Annotated in this window: 15 protein-coding genes; 10 read left to right on the top strand and 5 right to left on the bottom strand. The window is 53.6% G+C overall.

The window, feature by feature from the left end; all coding sequences use genetic code 11:
* The first annotated feature begins 14 nt into the window (after positions 1-14).
* Genes tssM through A3466_RS23370 form a run of 4 tightly spaced genes read left to right on the top strand, consistent with a single transcriptional unit; the run spans position 15 to position 5,742 of the window.
* The gene (gene tssM, locus A3466_RS14980) at positions 15-3,554 is read left to right on the top strand and encodes a type VI secretion system membrane subunit TssM (RefSeq protein ID WP_063451206.1); all 3,540 of its coding nucleotides are present in this window, start codon (positions 15-17) and stop codon (positions 3,552-3,554) included.
* Between the two features lie 43 nt (positions 3,555-3,597).
* Positions 3,598-4,950 (top strand): VasL domain-containing protein, encoded by a 1,353-nt coding sequence (locus tag A3466_RS14975; protein WP_063451205.1) that lies wholly within the window; start codon positions 3,598-3,600, stop codon positions 4,948-4,950.
* An 18-nt stretch (positions 4,951-4,968) separates the two neighbouring features.
* Positions 4,969-5,448, top strand: a complete 480-nt coding sequence (locus tag A3466_RS14970; protein WP_063451204.1) for an Hcp family type VI secretion system effector — start codon at positions 4,969-4,971, stop codon at positions 5,446-5,448.
* A 15-nt stretch (positions 5,449-5,463) separates the two neighbouring features.
* Positions 5,464-5,742, top strand: coding sequence for a hypothetical protein (locus tag A3466_RS23370; RefSeq protein ID WP_131797718.1), 279 nt, complete (start codon positions 5,464-5,466; stop codon positions 5,740-5,742).
* Between the two features lie 139 nt (positions 5,743-5,881).
* On the opposite strand, the gene A3466_RS14965 is transcribed toward A3466_RS23370, so the two are convergent.
* The 3 genes from A3466_RS14965 to A3466_RS14955 all read right to left on the bottom strand — a co-directional run bounded on the left by A3466_RS14965 (position 5,882) and on the right by A3466_RS14955 (position 9,585).
* Positions 5,882-6,613, bottom strand: coding sequence for a hypothetical protein (locus tag A3466_RS14965; RefSeq protein WP_063451203.1), 732 nt, complete (start codon positions 6,611-6,613; stop codon positions 5,882-5,884).
* 540 nt (positions 6,614-7,153) lie between these two features.
* Positions 7,154-8,956 (bottom strand): hybrid sensor histidine kinase/response regulator, encoded by a 1,803-nt coding sequence (locus A3466_RS14960; protein WP_063451202.1) that lies wholly within the window; start codon positions 8,954-8,956, stop codon positions 7,154-7,156.
* The gene (locus A3466_RS14955; protein ID WP_063451201.1) at positions 8,953-9,585 is read right to left on the bottom strand and encodes a response regulator transcription factor; all 633 of its coding nucleotides are present in this window, start codon (positions 9,583-9,585) and stop codon (positions 8,953-8,955) included. The genes A3466_RS14960 and A3466_RS14955 overlap by 4 nt, the downstream gene beginning before the upstream one ends.
* Positions 9,586-9,760: 175 nt before the next feature.
* Here A3466_RS14955 and A3466_RS14950 point away from each other — a divergent pair, with 175 nt between their 5' ends.
* Both A3466_RS14950 and A3466_RS14945 read left to right on the top strand, forming a co-directional pair.
* Complete coding sequence (locus A3466_RS14950; protein ID WP_063451200.1) at positions 9,761-10,075, top strand: lipoprotein; 315 nt, start codon at positions 9,761-9,763, stop codon at positions 10,073-10,075.
* Positions 10,076-10,191: 116 nt separating this feature from the next.
* Complete coding sequence (locus A3466_RS14945; protein WP_063451199.1) at positions 10,192-13,224, top strand: autotransporter outer membrane beta-barrel domain-containing protein; 3,033 nt, start codon at positions 10,192-10,194, stop codon at positions 13,222-13,224.
* Positions 13,225-13,285: 61 nt separating this feature from the next.
* Here A3466_RS14945 and A3466_RS14940 read toward each other — a convergent pair whose 3' ends face one another.
* Complete coding sequence (locus tag A3466_RS14940) at positions 13,286-13,813, bottom strand: helix-turn-helix transcriptional regulator (protein ID WP_063451244.1); 528 nt, start codon at positions 13,811-13,813, stop codon at positions 13,286-13,288.
* A 669-nt stretch (positions 13,814-14,482) separates the two neighbouring features.
* On the opposite strand from A3466_RS14940, the gene pgaA reads away from it, so the two are divergent.
* From pgaA to pgaD, 4 genes are read left to right on the top strand one after another with little or no spacing between them, the layout of a single operon-like run.
* Positions 14,483-16,921 carry a poly-beta-1,6 N-acetyl-D-glucosamine export porin PgaA gene (pgaA, locus tag A3466_RS14935; RefSeq protein WP_063451198.1) on the top strand — a complete coding sequence of 813 codons (2,439 nt, stop codon included), beginning with the start codon at positions 14,483-14,485 and terminating at the stop codon, positions 16,919-16,921.
* Between the two features lie 8 nt (positions 16,922-16,929).
* A complete protein-coding gene (gene pgaB, locus A3466_RS14930) occupies positions 16,930-18,867 on the top strand; it encodes a poly-beta-1,6-N-acetyl-D-glucosamine N-deacetylase PgaB (RefSeq protein WP_063451197.1) in 1,938 nt (645 codons plus the stop codon).
* Entirely contained in the window at positions 18,860-20,191 is a 1,332-nt protein-coding gene (gene pgaC, locus A3466_RS14925) for a poly-beta-1,6-N-acetyl-D-glucosamine synthase (protein WP_063451196.1), read from the top strand. Before pgaB ends, pgaC begins: the two co-directional genes overlap by 8 nt.
* Entirely contained in the window at positions 20,188-20,622 is a 435-nt protein-coding gene (pgaD, locus tag A3466_RS14920) for a poly-beta-1,6-N-acetyl-D-glucosamine biosynthesis protein PgaD (protein WP_063451195.1), read from the top strand. The genes pgaC and pgaD overlap by 4 nt, the downstream gene beginning before the upstream one ends.
* A 51-nt stretch (positions 20,623-20,673) precedes the next feature.
* Here pgaD and gss read toward each other — a convergent pair whose 3' ends face one another.
* Positions 20,674-22,536, bottom strand: a complete 1,863-nt coding sequence (gene gss, locus A3466_RS14915) for a bifunctional glutathionylspermidine amidase/synthase (protein WP_063451194.1) — start codon at positions 22,534-22,536, stop codon at positions 20,674-20,676.
* Between the last annotated feature and the right edge of the window lie 77 nt (positions 22,537-22,613).

Genomic DNA, 22,613 nt, shown 5'->3' with positions numbered 1-22,613 from the left:
TACAGGAGTTTTTTGTGTTCAGATTACCCACTTCCCGGTTTCTCAGTGGAATGAAGTCCACTCTCAGACCGGCAATGCCTCGGTTTAAAGTCTCCGTCATATGGCTTGCAGCTATTGCCTGGATAGTATTGCTGGTATGGATCTGGTGGAAAGGCCCGGCATGGACTTTGTATGAACAACACTGGCTAGAGCCTCTCACCAGTCGCTGGCTGGCAACGGCTGTATGGGGCCTCATTACCCTGGGCTGGATCATCTTGCGGGTAATGAAACGCCTGCAACAACTGGAGACACAGCAAAAGCAACAGCGCAAAGAAGAACAGGATCCAGTCAGCGTGGAGATCCATCAGCAGCAGCGTTATCTTGACCGCTGGCTGCTGCGCCTGCATCGTCATCTGGACACCCGCCGCTTCCTCTGGCACCTGCCGTGGTATATGGTCTTAGGCCCCGTCGAAAGCGGAAAGACATCGTTGTTGCGTGAGGGCTTCCCTTCCGATGTGATTTACGAGCCGGTTAATACGCGAGGCACAGCGGAATACCCGGTACGGATCACCCCCCGCGTGGGCAAACAGGCGGTTATCTTTGACGTGGATGGTTCACTCATAGATTCGGATAAAGGCGGCAATGATGTGCTCTGCCGCCGCCTGCGGGAGCACTGGCTGGGATGGCTGGTCAATAACCGAATGCGCCAGCCGCTGAACGGCCTGATCCTGACGCTGGATCTGCCCGATCTGTTGACTGCGACAAAATCCCGTCGCGAACAATTGTTACAATCGCTACGTCAGAATTTGCAGGAAATTCGTCTGCAACTGCATTGCCAGTTGCCAGTGTATGTAGTACTGACAAAACTGGATCTGCTGCATGGTTTCGCCTCTTTATTTCAGTCACTGGATAAAAAGAGCCGGGACAGTATTCTGGGTGTAACCTTCACCCGAAATGCGCATGCAGATAGCAGCTGGCGCGCCGAACTCCGCGCTTTCTGGCAGGAGTGGGGGTCGCGACTTAATTTGGCCCTCCCCGATTTAATGCTAACTCAGGCGGGTACGCCATGTAGAAGCGCATTATTCAGCTTTAGCCGCCAGATGCAGGGGGTCGATAATCCGCTGGGTGCCTTACTGGACGGCCTGCTAGACGGCGAAAATATGGATGTGATGCTGCGCGGTGTCTATCTCACATCATCTTTGCAACGCGGTCAGGTGGACGATCTCTTTACTCAGTCCGCAGCACATCAGTATCGGCTTGAAAACAGTTCGCGGGCCACATGGCCTATGGTGGAAACTGTTCCCTATTTCACACGAACGCTTTTTCCGTCTGCCCTGCTGGCAGAGCCAAATCTCGCCGGTGAAAATAGTCTCTGGCTGGGGAACTCCCGGCGCAGGTTACTGGTATTTTCAGCATGCAGTGCGTCGCTCATCGCGCTGCTCATTGGCGGCTGGCATCACTACTACAATAAAAACTGGCAGTCCGGCATTAAGGTCCTTGCGCAGGCAGAATCCTTTATGAGCGTTCCTCCACCGCAGGGAATTGACGAATACGGCAATCTGCAACTGCCATTGCTTAATCCCGTCCGCGACGCCACTCTCGCTTACGGGGATTATCGCGAACATAACGTTCTCACCGATCTGGGGCTGTACCAGGGAACTTATATCGGCCCGTATGTGGAGCAGACCTACCTTCAGTTACTGGAACAGCGCTATCTTCCCGCGCTGTTTAATGGCCTGATTAAAGAGATGAATAACGCGCCGCCATCATCTGAAGAAAAGCTGGCGGTACTGCGCGTCATACGAATGCTGGATGATAAAAGCGGGCGTAATAATGCAGTCGTGAAACAGTTTATGGCGAAGCGCTGGAGTGAGAAATTCCACGGGCAGCGCGATATTCAGGCGCAATTAATGGGGCATCTGGATTATGCACTGTCGCATACTGACTGGCACGCAAAGCGTGAGCAGGGTGACAGTGATGCCATCAGCCGATATGTTCCCTATAAAAAACGTGTTACGGCAGCACAACAGGAACTGAGTAAACTCCCTATTTATCAGCGAGTTTATCAAAGTCTGCGCACCAGAGCATTCAGCGTACTGCCCTCTGACTTGAACCTGCGGGATCAGATCGGCCCAAGTTTCGATAAAGTTTTTGTCGCTGGGGATGACAGTAAGCTGATCGTCCCACAGTTTCTCACCCGCTATGGCCTGCAAAGTTACTTTGTAAAACAGCGCGATGAACTGGTGAAACTGACGGCGATGGATTCATGGGTGCTGAACCTGACCCGTAATGTCACATACAGTGAAGCCGATCGTAGAGAAATCCAGCGGCATATCACTGAACAGTATGTCAGTGACTATACTGCCACCTGGCGTGCCGGAATGGATAACCTTAACGTTCGCCATTATGAGGCACTACCAGAACTCACCGATGCGCTGGAGCAAGTTATTAGCGGCGACCAGCCTTTCCAGAGGGCGTTGAATACGCTGCGGGATAACACCCAACCCGCCACCCTTTCCGCCAGACTGGACGATAAAGCACGTGAAGCCGCTCAGGCAGAACTTGACTATCAGTTGCTGATACGCCTGGGGCGTGAATTTGCTCCGGAAAACAGCGTGCTGACCGAATACAAAGATAAAACCAGTCTGTTGCAGACCGTTTATCAGCAACTTACAGAACTGCACCGTTACCTGCTGGCGATCCAGAACTCACCCGTACCAGGTAAATCAGCGCTGAAAGCCGTACAGCTCAGGCTCGATCAGAACAACAGCGATCCTATCTTCGCCACGCGACAAATGGCCAAAACGTTACCAGTACCGCTTAACCGATGGGTTGGCGTACTGGCAGACCAGGCATGGCACGTCGTCATGGTGGAAGCGGTACATCACATGGAGCTGGAATGGAATAACACCATAGTTAAACCCTTTAACACTCAGCTTGGCGATAAATATCCTTTCAATCCGCATTCACCTCAGGATGCATCCCTGGACGCCTTCGAGCGGTTCTTCCGGCCTGATGGCCTGCTTGATAACTTTTATCAAGAAAAACTGAAGCTGTTCATTGAAAACGAACTGACGTGGGGTGAGGACGGTAATGTACTGATCCGTGAAGATATCCAGCAACAACTGAACACTGCACAGAAGATCCGCAGCACCTTTTTCAGCCAGCAGAACGGGCTGGGAACTCAGTTTGCCATTGAAACCGTGGAACTGTCTGCAAACAAACGCCGGAGCGTGCTGAATCTTGACGGGCAACTGGTCGACTACAGTCAGGGTCGGAATTATACCGCTCACCTGGTATGGCCAAATTCCATGCGTGAAGGTAATGAAAGCAAATTGACACTGGTCAGTGCCGCCAGCAGCAAAGCACCACGCAGCGTTACTTTCAGCGGTCCATGGGCGCAATTCCGATTGCTGGAGGCGGGCCAGTTAACCAATGTGAAGGAGAATACCTTCGATCTGCGCTTTAACGTTGACGGTGGCTACATGATCTACAGGGTACATGTGGACACGGAAGATAACCCGTTTACTGGCGGATTGTTCAGCCAGTTCAGGCTCCCCGATACACTTTACTAAGAGATACCCGGCAGAGGATTGCCGGGTACATAAGGACATGATGATGAGTAATAATGAACTCAGCGAGATTATCATCACAGGCGAAGATCCCCGTGGTTTGCCGGAGTTCAGCGCCATCCGAGAAGAGATCAATAAGGCCAGCCATCCTTCCCGGCCAGTGATGGACTGGAAGCGGGTTGAATCGCTGGCGCTGGCAATTTTCAAAAAAAGCGGTGTGGATCTGCATTCCGCCACCTACTACACGCTGGCACGCACCCGTCTTCACGGACTGGCAGGGTTCTGCGAGGGTACAGAGTTGCTGGCGGCACTCATCAGCCGTGAGTGGGATAAATTCTGGCCGCTGAATCCTCAGGCACGAACAGAAATGCTCGACTGGTTCAATGCGCGAACCAGCACTGTTCTGCGACAGCAATTAACGTTCTCCACTGCTGACCTGCCATTGTTATACCGTGCCGAGCGGGCATTGCAGGTCATCTGCGACGCACTCCAGCAAAAGGCTGAACTGAAACGCCTGCCGCGTATGGAAAACCTGCTGTGGTTTATGCAAAACAGCCGCAAACAGCAGGAGGTAAATCGGTCAGGCAACGTTGCCGCACAATCCAGAGTAAGGACGCTGTTTTATACGCCGGATACACCGCAGGCGCTAACATCCGAAGCCACATTATCACCTCTGCCGGAAATACCGGAACTGTCCGAAATCCGGATTACGGTACCTGAAAACCGGGGTGTGAACGCACTACCCACAAAGAAAGCCGGTTTTCAGCTACGTGGATTTATTGCCGGTATAATGTTAGCCGGGATGGTAGCCCTTCTTCTCTGGTGGTGGCAGGTTCGCCCACTACAGCAACAGATAGCGCAGGTGCGTGACACAGCACTGGGTGCCGCCGCTATCTGGCTTGCATCACCACAACTAAGCGACTATGAACAACGGCTTAAGCCTTTACTCAGCATATCTCCTCTCCATCCTCTGGAAAGCGGAGTCAGGATGACTCGTGTCGCAGACAGCCAGTGGCCCGAAAGTCTGCTACAGCAGCAGACCACAACGCAGTGGAATAGTGCGCTGAAGGCCCATGCTGATGGCAGCCCCAAAATGAAAGGATGGGAGCAAACAAGACAGGATTTACGGACGTTCGCAGAACTGCTAGTGAAACGGGAACAGAACAAAGAAGGGTTCACACTTTCCTATATCAAGACGGTAATTTATCAAGCTGAAAGAGCGCTGAATCAGGACGTTCCCGTAGAATACTTGCTCACGCAATATGAGGCATCAAAGATTCAGGGGCAGGATACCAGCGTACAGGAAAAAGAAATTCGAGAACGAATAGATGGCCTATTAAGCCGCTGGCTGTTACTGCAAGAAAGCATTAAAACAGAAACAAACAGCAATCAAAAATAATTATTACGGAGATATTTTATGGCTAACCTTACCTATTTAACACTGAACGGACAAATGCAAGGCCTGATTTCTGCCGGCTGCTGCTCTCAGGATTCAATTGGCAATAAAGCGCAAACCGCTCACAAAGATCAAATTATGGTTCAGGAACTGACGCACGGTATTTCCCGCCAGCAAAACGTTAATCACCAGATGCTGACAATAAGAAAACCTGTCGATAAGTCTTCACCTTTACTAAATAAAGCCATCAGTGAGAACGAAGTCTTGTCTTGCGAGATTAACTTATTCCGAACCAGTCGCGCAGGAGTCAATGAATTGTACTACAAAATAAAGCTGACAAATGCCCGAATCATCGATATTCAGCTGGATGTAGCGCATGCTATTAATGAGAACGATGCCCAACCCGAGGAATCCGTTTCGTTTATTTATGAAAGTATTAGCTGGGATCACTGTATTGCAGGTACCAGCGCATACAGCCTGTGGAGCGAGCGGATGTTTTAAGTGGAGCCAAAGCGCATGACTACTCCGATCATTAATTTCTTCTGCATATCAGACAGCTTTTGTAAAAAACATTCGGAAGCAGTAGCTAAAATCGAGCAAATCCGGCTGATGAAAGGCCGGGAGTTACCCTACTGGCCTTACTGGTGCTTTTTGCCAGTATCCCACTGGATGAGGTTGTTTATGAGTCATCAGCAGCATCATTTTACCAAAGAACTATACCTGGAAAGGCAAAAACGTCTGATACCGGGAACCTGGCATTACAGCAAGGGGATTTATTCCCGCACCCGGCACTGATGCGTGCCCTGACGGCCCCCCCTATGGCATGGTTTCTGGTCAGGGAAAAAAGATAACCCGGAAGAGAGAAATTTCTTATATAAACGTCTGCCGCCACAAATCATCGGCGGCAGACGGTAAAAACAGGCATAAAGCATGACTATTTGAATCTATTCACAAAATCCGCAACTACCCGCTCATATGTTTTTGCTTTGAGCTGAATAAGCTGTTGTTCGGTAATTCCATTAGAATCTGTAAATGATACTTGCTTGCTATACTCATAGTTTGTCGGGGAATAAGTTGCCCATTCCCCGGTAGCGACATCCACCACAGCAAACCGTAACAGATAGCGGTATATAGTATCTCCTCGCGTGAGTTTTTCATTCTTATATTCCGACCACAAAACGCCCTTAGTTACAGGATCGAATCTTCCTGTTTCCAGCCTCCCCCAATAAACTAAAATCGCCCTCTGTTTCCCTTTCGCTGCAATATAACGAAGAGCCTGCATATAATTCATATTTTCTGTATCAACAGCTTCTTTGTTGCAAAATGCTACGTTCTTCTTAGCCGGTATACCGGGAAATGTTGATACAGTATAATATTTACTCATTTCCTGTTGCATGACAGCTTCCGGAGCCTGATTTCCCGACTGGACCAGAATGACAGATGAATGCACAGGAACGACGATTTGCTCACCACCAAGCGCATCCTGAATGTCTTCTTCAGAGATATTCAGCGTGGCCTCATTACCAAAGACATCCTGTTCTGTTAATTGTGAGGTTGTGACTACTGGAATAGTTCTTTTTTCATTTTTCTTTGCATCAATTGAAGAAACCTTACACCCTGACAATCCCCCCGCGAGAGCCAATGCAATTACAAGTCTGAAAATCATATCTTTTTCCTTTTTTCCATTCAATAGTGACCATTCAATAAACCTGCCCCCTCATTATATCCTTATAAAACGTTGAGAAAAATAATATTACAGACTCATTAAAGCGAAGGCGACCATTATATAAGCACAACAAATAGAGCACTAACAGAATATAGAATAACTGTATGCAAACTTAAGAATTCACATGCTTTTTATTGAATGATTCAGTCATACACTATCGACGATAGCCCCTATCTCACACACAAGTAAAGCTCCCGCGCTTCATCAGACAATGCGTAGACTCATATCCCACTAATGCCAGGAGACTCAGCCACCTCAATTATTCACAATCCAACATAGTGAATCAGTGCCTGTTTAACTAGCGCACCTTAATCTACAGACAGAAAAAGGGGTCAACTCTCAGCTCCTGAATTTTAGCCAGTCATAGTTTTAATGTGAAAATCAGTTCAGCAATCAACTGAATATTCCCGAGTCCGGGCACCAAATTCATATTAACGGACCTCCACGGAGGTCCGTTTTTGCATTCTAAGCCCGCCAGAATCAACCCTTCTGCATTCCCTTACGACATCCTGACCACTGCGTAAGCAGCGCATGTAGCTTAGCCGGCTCAAGAGGCTTGCGGAGTACCAGGTACCCTTCCTGCTCTGCCTCCAACAGAACCGGTGAATTAAATTCGCCGCTGACTATCGCGCCGCTCATGTCCGGCAGACGTTCAAAAAGCGCTTTCAGGATATCAAAGCCGCTTTCGCCGGATCGCAGGCGCTGGTCGCACAGCACAGCGAACGGCGTAAAGCCGTCGTCGATGATGGCAAACGCTTCTTCAGCGGAGGCCGCACTGCGTACTTTGATTCCCCAGACGCTCATCAGGCTCTCCCAGGCAGACGTCACCAGCGGATCGTCATCGACGACCAGGCAGGAACCGTTCAGTGGCGCATAGCGTACCGGCGTAGTGGTGTTGTCAGAGGCGGGCGGGATATCTGGCGCGTTATCTTCGCCAGCGTATTGGGTGAAGCGCATCCAGAAGCGTGAGCCTTTACCTTCAATGGATTGCATCCCGTATTTCACCTTCATCAGCCTGGCACACCGGGCAACGACGGCCAGCCCCAGCCCGTGCCCGGCGCTATCGATCTTCCATGCCAGCTCGGGACGGTAGTAAGGTGAGAAGATTTTACCTTTCTCATCATCGGCGATACCGACCCCCGTGTCCCACACCTCCACCATACACTCGTCACCGCGCGGTCGGATGGCGACCAGCACGCCGCCCTGGAGCGTGTAGCGAAGGGCATTTTGAATCAGGTTAATCAGGGACTGTCGCACCAGCAGCGGATCGCCCATCACGTAGATGCGGCGTTTAGGTCGCCGGGTGCCCAGCCTAAGCGCGCGGCTGTTGGCCTCTTCGCGAAACAGCGTGATGACCGAGTCGAGCAGAGCGCCGATATCCACTTTGCCGGGGGCAGAAAGTACATTCCCGGATTCTATTTTGCTGAGATCGAGCAGAGAATTGAGCATCAAATGTACCGAGCGAACGCTCTGCTGTAGGTCAAGCAGTTGCGGCGTCAGGCTGTCGTCCCGGTTTCGGTGGAGGATGGCTTCGATCAGAAAGCCCATAGCGTGCACGGGCTGGCGCAGATCGTGGCTGGCGGTTGTCAGAAACTGATTTTTATCCAGCAATGCCTGTTCCGCGTCCTCTTTGGCCTGACGAAACTGTTCCGCCAGGCGCGAACTTTTTTCCTCAAGCAGCGCTTGCTGAATAAAGAACGCATGTGACGTTAACGCATGGCGGTAAATCGCGAAGCCGTAAAGCAGATTCAGCATGAGCACGATGAACATCAACTCATCGAGCCGCCAGATAATACCGAGGTTCAGCACCCCCCATGAGGCGAAGAAAAAGCGCGTAAAGGTGCTGATGACCGGCGTCAGATGCGTCGCATTGGCGGCGACGATAGCGGCGATGCTGATATTAAGTAACAGGAAAAAGTCAAAGTTCTGCGTCTGTGGCGTAATTAAATAGAGTGATGAAATACCCAGCCCGTGAATAAAGGCAATATTATTGATACGCGGAAGCCAGCGTCGCAGGACGTCCCCTTCACCGTTTTCTTTCGCTTCGCGCTGATAGCGTCGGTGCAATATTCGTATCGCCACGGCACATAGCAGATAAATGATTATCCAGATAATCGTTGGGCCGAGTTTGTCCCCAAGCATATAAATCCAGATGGCGAAAGGAATGCCAACAAAGGGTACCGCGCTAAAGCTGAATACCAGCCGCAGAAACGTGTTGTTTAGCAAACGGATCTGCGCCGGAGCAGAGATACCCTCGTTTTGTAAGCTCTGGAAAAACCTCATTCCGACGGTTCCTGCTTGCCATGCAGAAGCGTGATGGCTTCGACCCGACTGTTCACGCCTATCTTTTTCAAAATATTGCTGATGTGTTCTTTGACCGTGGGTTCAGAAATTGAAAGCTGGGCGGCGATGCGTTTATTTGGCAGGCCGCGCATAATCATATTTAATACGTCAATTTGTCGCGGCGTTAAGTTAAATTTACTTAACCGCTCATTATTCGACTTAACGGAAATTTCGTTACCCTCAGGAAACCAGTTCTGATTATCAGTGAGGGCAAAAACGGCCCGTGAGAACATTTCTGGCGGCTCGCTTTTCAATACAAATCCGTGCCCCCCGGCAGCATGAACTTTCCGCCAGATATCATTATTGTCATCCCCGCTGACCACCAGGAGTCGAACCTGGGGGTAAAGTTCTTTTACTTCTTTGAGTAATTTCAAGGCCGTACCGGACGAGAGCCAAAAATCGATTACCAGCAAACGTGGCGGGCCATGGTCCCTAATTTGACGGTAGCAATCATCCTCATTCGTCACCACACACGCCTGCTTAAATTGGCAATGTGTAGTCAGAAAATTGGCGATGCCGCTTGCTACCAATGGATGGTCATCAACGACTAACGCATAATTCTGTCCCAAAGGATCCTCCTTTTACCTTCGCATATCTTAAAGTACGGATGAATTATTTTCTACCTACCCTACTTTAGGAGGGTTTTTTCGATTAGGAAAGAGAAATATATTATTCGCTGGTTTAGGTAAAAGAAAACATAAATACAATCAGCAAAATTAACTGATTGGATATCAAGGATAATTTATGAAAAAGCCACTAATCGTTATAACCGTTACGTTGATGCTGGCGGGTTGTTCCACGTTGAAAACCGATCAGGCTATTCCACTTCTACAGGCAGAGACCGCTAAAATGCTGGGGCTGGGCTCATCAGATGAAATAACCGTGACCAACGTTAACGGCGCCCAGCCGGACGCACTGGGAGGACAAAAACTGACTTATCGCGCTACGACGGAAAAAGGGCGCATTTTTGATTGTTCATCAATGATGATGCCGGGAATTTTAGGATCCGCACCGACGCTGAGCGCGCCAACCTGTACACCTGTTGTCACACATAAATAATTAACGCCACATCAAAAGGCGTACATAAATAACGCCTTTTACATTATTCGACGTATCTGAGTTTTCATATAAAAACGATTTTCCTGACATCACGCTAATGAGTACGGAGATAGCCCGTGAATAACTCTACATCGCATTCTTTAGCGGTTAAGACGCCGCTTTCCAGACTTTACCTCGCTCTTTTTTCCGCACCGCTGCTACTGCTTTTACCTGCCGATGTCGCGCATGCGGCCGATGCCATTTTTGATGGCGACTCGCGTATTACCGAAACGCTGGGTTACACCGGAGATGTTTATGTTGGACGTAACCAACGCGGAAACCTGCTGATTGATAATGGCAAAATCACCGCCTATAACATCAATGTCGGTCGGCTGTTCGACGGCCAAATTTATGAAAGCGTGGTCACGGTCCGCGGGCCAAACGCTGAGCTTAACGCGGTGAACGATCGGTACGTCCTGCGCGGCGACCTGAATCTTGGCCTCGGCACCCTGCGGGTCGAAGAAGGCGCGCTGGCGAGCGCAAAGGAGATCGTTGTCGGCACCACCCGCGGCTACGACAGCCACCTTGTCGCCACGGGTGCCGGCTCTCGTGTGACCAGTAATTTTCTTAGCGTAGGCACAGATCTGGGCGCACGCTCCACGCTGGCGATTGAGGACGGCGCGGCGCTCAGCACCGCCTACGATGCACGCATCGGCAACGGTACCGGGCCGGGTGAAACCGACACGCTAAGCCCGAAAGCCACCGTCACGGGGAGCGGTTCACAGTGGAACGTTGGCCGTACGTTGACGCTTTATGGCGACCTGGACGTGCTGAACGGCGGGGCGGTTAACGTGGGCGGCGTGCAGGTGGCGGGCGTCTCCGGAGCAGGTAAAACGGCCGAGCTGGTTATTGCGGGCAAAGACTCGCGCTTTACCAGCGGCAGCAGCGTGAGCGTGGGCGATTATGGCAATGGCGTGCTGTCGGTGCTTGACGGCGGTTCATTTTCCGCAGGTAGCAATGCGCTGATCGTGGGGACATCGGGTTCCGGCTCGAACCGGGGAGCGCTCATCATCGGCAGCCGCGGCAATATGGACACCGGCACGGGTTTAACTGAGCCAACGCTTGGCACGGCGGGCGGCGCAGGTAGCCTCGATGCGAAGACGGCAATCAGCCTGCGTGGCGGACTGTTCGGCAGCTATGTCTACTTCAACCATACCGACGCAAATTACATCTTCAGCAACAAGATGAGCGGCGAAGGTGAGGTGATCAACACCTCCGGGCAGACGACGCTGAACGGCGATCTTTCCGGACTCAAGGCGAACGTAACCGCGCGGGGCGGTAAAGTCATCATTGCCAGCAATATTAACACCCAGCCAGAAGACGATATTTTTGATATTCAGACGCTTAGCGCAGAGAACGGCGGCACGCTGATCCTCAACGCGACGGCGGGTTCAGACGTCAGCAACGGGGCGGGTTACAGCAGCGCCGCGTCAATCAAGGCCGGCGGCACGCTGGGCGGCAACGGCACGCTGGGCCAGACCGAGATCTTGTCCGGCGGGCATATCTCGCCCGGTGACGGCACTATCGGTACGTTGACGCTGAAACGCTATCTGAACTTTATCGGCGAATCCTTCTATGACGTAGATATCGCGGGAGATGGCAGCAGCGACCAACTGCTGGTATCGGGCAAAACCACCATCAGCGATCAGGCTAAGGTACAGGTCACCGCGCTGGACCCGCAAACCAGCTATAAAACGGGCCAAAGCTACCGCATTTTAACCTCCGAGGGAGGGATTGACGGTGAGTTCGCCGGAGCGATTTCCAAATCCGCCTTCCTGGACGTGGCGCTCAAGCAAGGCACCAACGCCGTGGATCTGACCATCGCGCAGAAAGAGACCGGCGGCGAGAATCCTGGAGGCGAAAACCCGGGAGGTGAGAATCCGGGAGGAGAAAACCCCGGAGGCGAAAATCCGGGAGGTGAGAATCCAGGAGGGGAAAACCCTGGCGGTGAGGATCCTGGCGGTGAAAACCCGGGCAGCGGCAAGCCGGGGATTTTCCAGACCGTAGCCAAAAGCAGCAACCAGTGGAATACCGCCGGCGCGCTCTCCACGCTGACGCAAAGCGGACCGTCGCTGGCGCTGTATAACTCGCTGCTGCTGCTCAACGCACCGGAAGCGCGCGAGGCGTTCAACCAGCTGTCTGGCGAAGTTTATCCGTCAATGCAGTCCAACCTGATCGCCAGCAGCACGCAGGTTTTTAACGTGTTAAACCAGCGTATGCAGCGCGCGTTTGATAACGACAGCCTGCTGATACCGCCGTTAGCGATGTCGCTGGTGCAGCAACCGGAGCCGCAAAATAATGGCGTCTGGGGCCAGACCTTCAGCTCATGGAGTAAAAACAGCGGCGACGGCAATGTGGGCAAGCTGGACGGCAACACCACCGGCTTCCTGCTGGGGGCAGATCGCAAGCTGGCGGATCATAACGTGCGTGTCGGTGGCTATTTCGGCTACAGCCGGGGTGATTACGACGTCGACAGCCGTCGTTCCTCAGCGGATACCGACAACTACCATCTTGGCCTGTATGCGGCGGGTCAACAGGATGCGTTCTCCCTTCGCGGCGCGCTGGGTTACACCTGGCACAAGATCGAAGGCGAGCGCAATGTTGATTTCAGCGGCTTCTCGGATCGGCTGAAGTCGGATTACGACGCCAACTCGCTGCTGGCGTTCACCGAAGCGGGCTACCGTTTCGGCCAGCCTGATATGAATATTGAGCCGTTCGTCAATTTATCGTACATCCGGCTGCATACCGACAGCTTCAGGGAAGACGGCGGTGCCGCTGCGCTGAGCGTACGTAACGAAACGATGAACACCTTCTATTCCACACTCGGGGTACGCGGTGTGACCGAGCTGCCGAAAAACGTTAACCTCTACGGTTCGCTGGGCTGGCAGCACGCTTATGGCGATAAGAATACCTCTTCGCGCATGGCGTTTGCGGGCAGCGACGCGTTCATTACTCAGGGACAGGCCGTCGATGAGGACGTAATGGTGGGTGATATCGGCGTGAGCGTACAGCTGTCGCGTGCTGCGACGCTGGATGTGGGTTATCAGGGACAATATGGTGCGGATACCCGCGTCAACTCGGTTAACGCCAATCTGCGCTGGTCGTTCTGAATTATGTCCATTAAAAGAACCCGCCCTCGTGGCGGGTTTGTGCTTTTGGCTTCTGACTGAGCTAGGGATCGTTCCCAACCGCGTCCAGCAGTTTGTTTTTGAAGATGAACAAACACGCCTCGTTGAAGTTCCCCGCCCCTAACCGCTCCGACAGCACTGTTCGCTTGCGATAGAGGCTTTTGACCGACATATTCAGCTTATCTGCAATCTCTTCCATTGACCTCCCTGCCTTCAGCAACCGGATCATTACCGCTTCGTGTCGACTCAGGCGTAAGTTAAGCAGCCATTTGGTTGTCAGACGCCTGCCTTTCATATCGAGCACCAGATTGAATAACGACGCCATATCCGGCGCCGTAAGCGACGTGTTCATAAACAGCTTCATACTGAGAAGATCCTCCTCTCGAGGGTGCATATCCAGCATAACGCAGCAGATCGTTTTTCTCGTTCTGGCCGGATGGCGTATCAGGTAATCATATAAACGGAGCGGCGTACGGCTATCAATCAGTACAGTATATTCATCTGCACCGGTATCAAATATGTTTCTGTCAATCGAACTGAGGCAAATTATATCCGGGAAAAATAGCCGCATCCCCCTGACAAGGAAACAATCCTGAGTCACTAACACAATTGAAGTCGCCACTAACCATCCCTTTTAGATTAAAGCAAGCCCGCCTCTTAAGAAAGAAGAACGCTTTCGCTTATAGCGCTTTACATTAACGGCAAATGTTTTCTGGCTTTGATCATCCCTCAATATGCACATTGGTGAGCTAGACTTTTCGTAGACTATCACTCAATGGCTGACGTTAATTATAAATAAAAAAGAATTTCAGAAAAGTCACTTCCCTGAACATTAAGAATTTTTGTCATGAAACTTCCCAAACACGTACCGGAAAGTACTTTAATTAACTCAGCAGAACTTCATTTCGAATATAAAAAAAAGAAAAACAACCGAATAAAAAACCAATACTATCAATAAGTTAAAAACATACATCGCGAATTAATTTATCTAAAAAACCGTCATCCTCCAGAATTATCTCAAAACACCCCTCCCGCTTTTCAACTTATTTATCCCCCAACACATCGGGTGTACATTACCCCCAACTGAATCACCAAGATGAGGGCTCATAATTACCTTTAAGTAAGTATCCCGTAACGTAGCACCATTCAGATTTAATGTTCTCCTTTATGGCCTTTAACGCTGAGTTAAAAGGCGGCCGTGTTATGCAATGGATTCATGATAAACAAATGGCAAATAGATATGGAAAGATCGCTTCGCTTCACTACGTTATTCTTTTATCGCACCACAATATTATTACTCCTGCCTTTACTCTTTCCTGTTCTGGTTCAGGCTGATGAATCCGCTTATGCGCATCAGATTCAACAGGCACGTAACGGTAATTACGCTCAGTTTCTTGATTATCTACAGCGCTATGAGCAACAACATGCTTTAACGCCCGAACAGGTTGCGGACTGGTTACAGGTTGCCTCCTGGGCAGGGCGCGATGATGAGGTTATCCAGGTCTGGCAGCGTTATGGCATCTATATGCCGCTGCCCGCTCGCGCCATCGCTGCTGTCGCGCAATCCAGGAGAAACCAAAAGGCCTGGCCATCTGCCCTGTCGCTGTGGAAAGAGGCGCGCAGCCTTGCGCCGGATAACGACGATTACCGCATCGGCTATGTGAAGACCCTGGCCGATGCCCGCATGGATCGCCTCGCGCTATCGGAAGCCCGGCAATTGGTAAAGGAAAAGCCTTCTTCCGCGCACCTTGAGACGCTCTCCTATGTCTGGATGCGCCAGGGAAAAAACAGGGATCGGCTGCTGGCGGACATGCGGGCGCTGAGCGCCGCGCCAGGGAATGAGGCCCTTCTTCGCGAGACGATCGATGCGCTAACGGATAACCGGGTAAGCACGCCTGCACTCTGGCTGTCACAAAACGCGGCGCTCTCTCCTGCGGAGCGCCGCCGCCTTGAGCGTAACGCCGCGGCTGAACGGGTACGCCTGGCGGATGTGCCGGGCAGAACGGAGAAAGAGCGCCTGCGGCTGGCACAAAGCGCATTAGATCGTTACCAGGCCCTGCTTTCCCGCTGGCAAAACGACCCGCAGGCAGCTGAAGACATCGTCCTTGCCCGTATCGATCGGCTTGGTGCGCTGTATGCGCAGGGTGATTACCGGCAGGTCATTAGCGAATATCAGGCGCTGACAGCCGCACAGCATCCGGTGCCGGAGTGGGCCATCGGCTGGGTGATCTCTGCATATTTGCAGGAGAAAAACGCCGTCGCCGCCTTCTCGCTTGTGCAACGCTATCCACAATACGCCTCCGATCCGCAGGACGAGGAACATGCGCTTTTCTACGCCTGGCTGGATACGGGGCAGTATCAGGCCGCCCGCCGCTACGTTGATCGCGAGACCCGCAGCGTTCCCTGGACCCGCTACGATTTCGGGTCCCCCACCGCCCAGCCAAACGATCGGTGGCTTACCGGGCAGTCACTCAAATTTAACTATTTGCTGGCGACCAACGCCCTGCCGGAGGCCGAAAAGCTGGCGCATCGTCTGGCGTCAACGGCACCGGGCAATCAGGGGTTACAGATTGATTATGCCGCCCTGCTTCAGGCGCGGGGCCTGCCGCGCGCGGCCGAGCAAAAGCTTAAGCAAGCAGAGGCGCTTGAACCGTCGAATCTGGAGCTTGAAAAACAGCAGGCTTACGTCGCAATGGACCTTCAGGAGTGGCGACAGCTGGATTTACTGGCTGAGGACGTGCTGTCTCGCGCGCCCACCGATCGCAGCGCCCGCCGCCTGGACCGGCTCAGAGCGGTCCACCATATGTCTGAACTGCGTCTGAACGCGGGTAAAGGATTGCACTCAGATAACCCCGTCAGCGGTACCCACGACATGAGCTGGGACGCCACGCTCTATGGCCCGCCCGTGGCGGATAGCTGGCGGCTGTTTGCCGGCGCCCGCTATGCACAGGGCAATTTTGACGAAGGCAAAGGCATCAGCCGCCACCTGTTGGGCGGCGTTGAGTGGCGGCCCCGTGACCTGACGCTCGAAGCCGAGATTTCCAGCAACCGCTATCACGGCGAAAACAAGCCGGGTGCCCGGCTCTCAACGACTTACAGCCTCAGTGACAGCTGGCAGATCAGCGGTAGCCTCGAACGGTCGTCCCGCACCACGCCCTTACGGGCGCTACGCAATGGCATAAGCGCGAACCGTGGCGAAGGCGGAGTGCGCTGGTATCAAAACGAGCGCCGGGAGTATCAGCTTAGCGCCGCCGTCAGCCGCTTCTCAGACCATAACCGCCGTCAGGAATATGTCCTCACGGGGAAAGAGCGCCTCTGGCAGACCCCGTCCCTGACGCTGGATCTCGAACCGGGGATCGCCGCCAGTAAAAACAGCCTGCGGGATACGCTTTATTACAACCCGGCGCGGGATCTGTCCGTCACGGCCGCCCTGTCCGTTGACCATGAGATGTACCGCCACTACGACACCCTCTGGAGCCAGCAGATTGTCGCCGGCGGCGGCAGATACTGGCAGAAAAATCAGTCACCTGGCGCCATTACCCTGCTGGGTTACGGGCAACGCATTCAGTGGAATAACGTCGTGGATACCGGGGTGATGCTGAACTGGGATAAACGCCCTTACGACGGCAAACGCGAAAGCAATCTCTCCGTCTCGTTTGATGCGACTTTACGCTTTTAAGGATGACTATGCTGAACACACGTTTTTCAGTGAGACTGTTACTCACCGCCTGTCTCTGCCTCAGTGCGAGCGTTTACGCGCAGGCGATCTCGTTTATTGCGCCCAAAGAGAGGCCGCAGCAGGAGGCAAGCAAACCCTGGCCGAAAAACCAGTTTCTGGTGCTCGCCTATCACGACGTTGAAGATGATGCTGCCGATCAGCGCTACCTCTCCGTTCGCACCAGCGCGTTAAACGAGCAGATTAGCTGGCTTTTGCATAACGGCTATCACGCCATCAGCGTGCAGGACATTCTTGATGCCCATGACGGAAAGAAAACGCTGCCGCAGAAAGCCGTTTTGCTCAGCTTTGACGATGGCTACAGCAGCTTTTATACCCGCGTCTGGCCGCTGCTTCAGGCATGGAACGTTCCTGCGCTGTGGGCGCCGGTGGGCAGCTGGGTGGATACGCCGTCAAATCAAAAGGTTAACTTCGGCGGTCTGATGACGCCCCGCGATCGGTTCGCGACGTGGGACATGGTGCGCGAGTTAAGCCGCTCCCCGCTGGTTGAAATCGGCGCGCATACCTGGGCCTCACATTACGGCATTCCGGCCAACCCGCAGGGCAGCCGTGAACCGGCCATCGCCAGCCGCTTTTATGATAAAGCGACGGGGCGCTATGAAACTGACGCACAGTTCAGCCAGCGGATCGGCGATGACGTGCGCAAGGTGACGGATAAAATAACTCAGGTAACCGGGAAAGCGCCGCGCGCCTGGGTCTGGCCGTACGGAGCAGCCAACGGCACGTCACTGTCTATTGCCAAAAAAGAGGGCTACCGGCTGGCCTTTACCCTGGAGGACGGACTGGGCGACGTGGGCAATCTCAGCAGCATTCCCCGCCTGCTGATTGCCGGGAATCCCTCGCTCAAAACCTTTGCCAGTACGGTCAGCCAGATCCAGGAGCACGATCCCGTGCGCGTCATGCACGTCGATCTCGACTACGTTTACGATCCCGACCCGGCTCAGCAGGCCCAGAATATCAACAAGCTGGTCCAGCGGGTCTACGACATGAAAATAAGCCATGTTTTCCTCCAGGCCTTTGCCGACCCGCAGGGCGACGGCAAAATCAAAGCGCTCTATTTCCCCAACCGCCGGCTTCCGGTTCGGGCCGATCTCTTTAATTTTGTCTCCTGGCAGCTCCAGACCCGGGCGGGCGTGAAGGTCTTCGCGTGGATGCCGGTGCTCTCGTTCGATCTCGATCCTTCCCTGCCGCGCGTTCAGCGTCGGGATCGTCAGACAGGGGCATTGCACGAGGCCACCGATCCCTATATCAGGCTTTCGCCATGGAACCCGCAGGTTCGCCAGCAGGTGACGGAAATCTATGAAGATTTAGCCCGGCATGCCAGCTTCAACGGGATTGTGTTCCATGACGATGCGGTGCTGACGGACGTTGACGATGCCGGGCAGGATACCGCGCGCCAGAGGAGCCAGCTGCTTATTGGGTTTACCCAGGCCTTAAGCCAGGCGGTAAAGGACATTCGTGGTCCGCAAATTAAAACCGCGCGGAATATGTTCGTCTTGCCCATTCTGCAACCCGAAAGCGAAGCGTGGTTTGCGCAGAATCTTGATGATTTTCTGGCAGCCTATGACTGGACGGTACCGATGGCAATGCCCCTGATGGAGTCCGTCCCGGTAGAAGAGAGCAATGCATGGCTTACGCGTTTGGTTAAAGCCGTCGCCGCGCGGCCCGGCGCGCTCAATAAGACCATTTTTGAACTCCAGGCGAGAGACTGGTCGCAAACACCGCAACGCCCCGTTCCCGACGAACGTCTGGTGGAGTGGATGCGCGTGCTCCAGCTGAACGGCGTAAAAAACTACGGTTACTACCCCGACGATTTCATTAACAACCAGCCTGCTATGTCCCGCATCAGGCCTGAATTATCTTCCTACTGGTATCCTGACAATGACTGATCGCATTATCGCATTCTCTATTTTATGTCTGGTGTTCGGGCTGCCATTAGGCGTTGCCGCCCTGTTTACCGGCGAGCTGATCCTGGATTTTGTGTTCTTCTGGCCGCTGTTCATGTCCGTATTGTGGATAACCGGCGGTCTCTACTTCTGGTTTCAGCTCGAACGACGCTGGCCGTGGGGCAAAGAAACGCCAGCCCCGATGCTCGCCGGTGAGCCGTTAATTTCCATCCTTATTCCCTGCTTCAACGAGGAAAGAAATGCCAGAGAGACCATCAGTGCAGCGCTGGCTCAGCGGTATGAAAATATTGAAGTTATCGCCATTAACGACGGATCTTCCGACAACACCGCCCGGGAGCTGCACCAGCTCGCGCTGGAGCAGCCGCGCCTGCGGGTGATTAACCTCGCGGAGAACCAGGGGAAAGCCGTTGCGCTCAAGGCCGGGGCAGCGGCGGCCCGTGGCGATCTGCTGGTCTGCATTGACGGCGACGCCCTGCTTGACCGCGACACGGCGGCGTATCTGGTGGCGCCGCTGATCCAGTATCCCCACGTTGGGGCCGTCACCGGGAACCCGCGCATTCGCACGCGCTCGACGCTGATTGGCCGTATTCAGGTGGGCGAGTTCTCATCCATCATTGGGCTTATCAAACGGACGCAGCGGATCTATGGCCGGGTCTTTACCGTCTCGGGCGTGATCGCCGCCTTTCGCCGCCAGGCGCTGGCGGACGTCGGGTACTGGAGTCCGGACATGATCACGGAAGACATCGACATCAGCTGGAAGCTCCAGCTGCGCCACTGGGATATCTTTTTCGAGCCGCGGGCGCTGTGCTGGATCCTGATGCCGGAGACCCTCAAAGGCCTGTGGAAACAGCGTCTGCGCTGGGCGCAGGGCGGCGCGGAGGTGTTTCTGGTCAACCTTCGCAGAATAGTGCGCTGGGAACACCATCGCATGTGGCCCCTGTTTATGGAGTACGCGCTGTCAACGCTGTGGGCGTTTGCTTACGCGGTGACGGTACTGTTATTCCTCATCAGCCATGTCGCGCCGGTGCCCGCCAACCTGACCGTTGAAACCCTCTTTCCACCGGCGTTTACCGGGCTATTGCTGGGCGTTATGTGCCTGATGCAGTTCCTTGTCAGCCTGTACATCGAGCGGCGGTACGAGCGAAAAGTGGCGAGCTCGCTTTTCTGGGTGATTTGGTTCCCGATGGTCTACTGGATGATTGGCCTGTTCACCACCCTTGTTGCATTTCCAAAAGTTATGCTTAAGCGCCAGCGCGCACGCGCACGCTGGATCAGCCCGGACCGGGGAAAAGGACGTCTTCAATGAACGAAAATACCTTAATTTTGACTGAACACCGGCTACTCCCACGCCTTTTCGATACCGCGTTAACGCTGCTGGCGTGGGGAGGATTTCTGTTTTTTCTGTATGCCCGGCTGTGGATGCAGTTAACTGAAGAGAGCGAGTACCGGTGGGGAGACATCATTGCTTCTTTTAACACGGTGCTAATTTATTTGCTGCTCGCCGTACTCAACGGCTGGCTGCTGATTTTATGGTATCAGTACAATCGTCGACGTACCCACGTAAGACGCCGTCGTGCGGGCTATTTGCACCATGACGAGCTTGCCAGAAGCTTTGACGTTTCACCGCAGCTTATCTCGGAGATGAGCCAGTACAACCTGCTGACGGTCTATCATGACCAGATCGGCCGCATCATTGATCTCAAGATTAGCGAACAGCAGGACGAGGAAGAAGCGTAAGAAAAAGCCCCCGCAGGTTATCCGGCGGGGGCTTTTTGTCGCGGGTATGAATTACTTATCCTTCACCACAATCAGCGGCTCAATATCGCTCTCTTTTTTCACCACCAGCGACTCATCCCCGCGCAGACAGGTTCCGCCATAGTTCCCGCCCACGGTAAAGGTGCAGACCTGAATGTATTTGCCGTCAACCTTCGGCAGGCACCACAGCTGCTGATAGATATTTTTACGATCGACAAACTTGCCGCTGGATTTATCCAGCAACTCATCCTGAGCGCTGATGAGGTCGATGTTGCTCCCGCAGCGCCCGGCAATAGGCTTAACGGCGTAACCGGTCTGCTTCAGCAGGTCGTTCACCCCGAAGTCGGTATCCAGCAGATAGCGGTGGTTCGGGAACAGCTGCCACAGCACCGGCAGAATCGCCTTGTTACCGGGGATCACCGTCCACAGCGGTTCGAAGACCAGCACTTCCGGGCGCAGAAGGACGTCGATCAGTCGTACTTCACCCTGCGGGTGTCCGGTGCGGATAGGCACGGCGGCGTACTCGGTTTCGCTCACCTCGCGGATCTGCTCAATCGCCGTTTCCCATGCCCAGGTTTTCCATACGCAGTTGACGTGACGGCCTTCATCATCAATCAGTTGCCCGGCAGCATCCCAGCTCAGCGCGCCCAGGCCATGGAGGATTTTGGTTTCAAACCCGGCCTGGATCAGCGAGCGCTGAATAAAGAGTGCGTGGTAATCCTCTTCAGTATCGTTGTCCTGCATGATATGCACGAACGGCCGCGCGTGGCTGTGCTTCCAGGCGCCGGTCAGCTCCTCCAGCAAGCCTTCCGCCGGATTGTGGCCGGTGCCGCGATAGCCGTTTTTCACCCACTCTTCGAGAATGAGCCCGCCCTCGGTATGGCAGGAGGCGGAATCCGCGTTGTACTCGTAAACCTTGATGCCGCGCTCATCCATGCAGAAATCCATACGACCGGTGATCATATGGTGACGACGCCACTGCCAGGAGAGGCGCAGGCGCGGCCAGAGGATTTTCGGGATGTCGAAAAGTGCGAGGAGATTGTCGTCTTTCAGCACCTTGTCGGTGGCGTGGAGGTACATCAGGTGCAGTTCGTTGGTGGCTTTGATCAGCTCCTGCTCGGCGCTTTCGGTAATGGTGAAGTACTGGCAGGGATCGTTGTTGATAACGTGGCCGTTGGCGCGAACGTACGCCTGTTGCAGGGCGTCGTTTTCATTGAGCCATTTCCCGTCAAACTGACGGCTGTTCTTCAGCCGCGCGCCGCTGATTTTCAGCAGCTCACCGTCGATCTCCGGCTGAGGAATGCTGTGTTCAGTCTCCTCCGTCTGGATCATCCAGCCGAGGATCTCGGTATCGCTGAACGTGTCATGAAGCGTATAGCAGCCGTTTTCAACGCTCAGACGCAGCTCGCGCGTCCACTGCTGCCCCAGCGGCAGCGGAGCATGGATAACGTTCTGCTCCGCAATGCGCACCCTGTCGTCCAGCAGTTGGGTGATGACGGCCACGTGTCCGGTCTCCTGAAACTCACCGCCCTTTTGCCAGATAAGCAGCGCCCCGGCCTGCGGCGCGCGCTTCGAGCCATTGGCAAAGGCCTGTAACGGCAGAATATTGTCGTTCACCACCTGGCGTAAAAAACGCAGAGAGAAGATCTCCCACGCCATCCCGACGTCGGTAAAGACAAACCCGTGGTTGAGAAACAGGAAGCGGCGCGCAAACTCAACGCACTGCCATTTATGGCCCATGTATTCGTTGCCGATATAGCTGCGAAACTCCGCGTCTTCCGGGTAGTGGCGCGGATCGAGACTGCCATAATTTGAAGAGTAAATCGCCACGCCACCCGGCGCATAACCTAATAACGACCCGAAGGGTGCGTCACCGCTTAACGTTCCTTTACGCATGTGTCCAACCTAAAACAGGCAGGCGGCAATTTTTTGTGGGGTTGTCGTCGTCTGCACGTTGTAATTAACTGACAGAG

Source organism: Enterobacter genomosp. S (genome assembly GCF_001631805.1).
In the GTDB taxonomy this organism is placed as follows: domain Bacteria; phylum Pseudomonadota; class Gammaproteobacteria; order Enterobacterales; family Enterobacteriaceae; genus Enterobacter; species Enterobacter quasihormaechei.
This window is presented reverse-complemented; position numbering and strand designations above follow the sequence as displayed.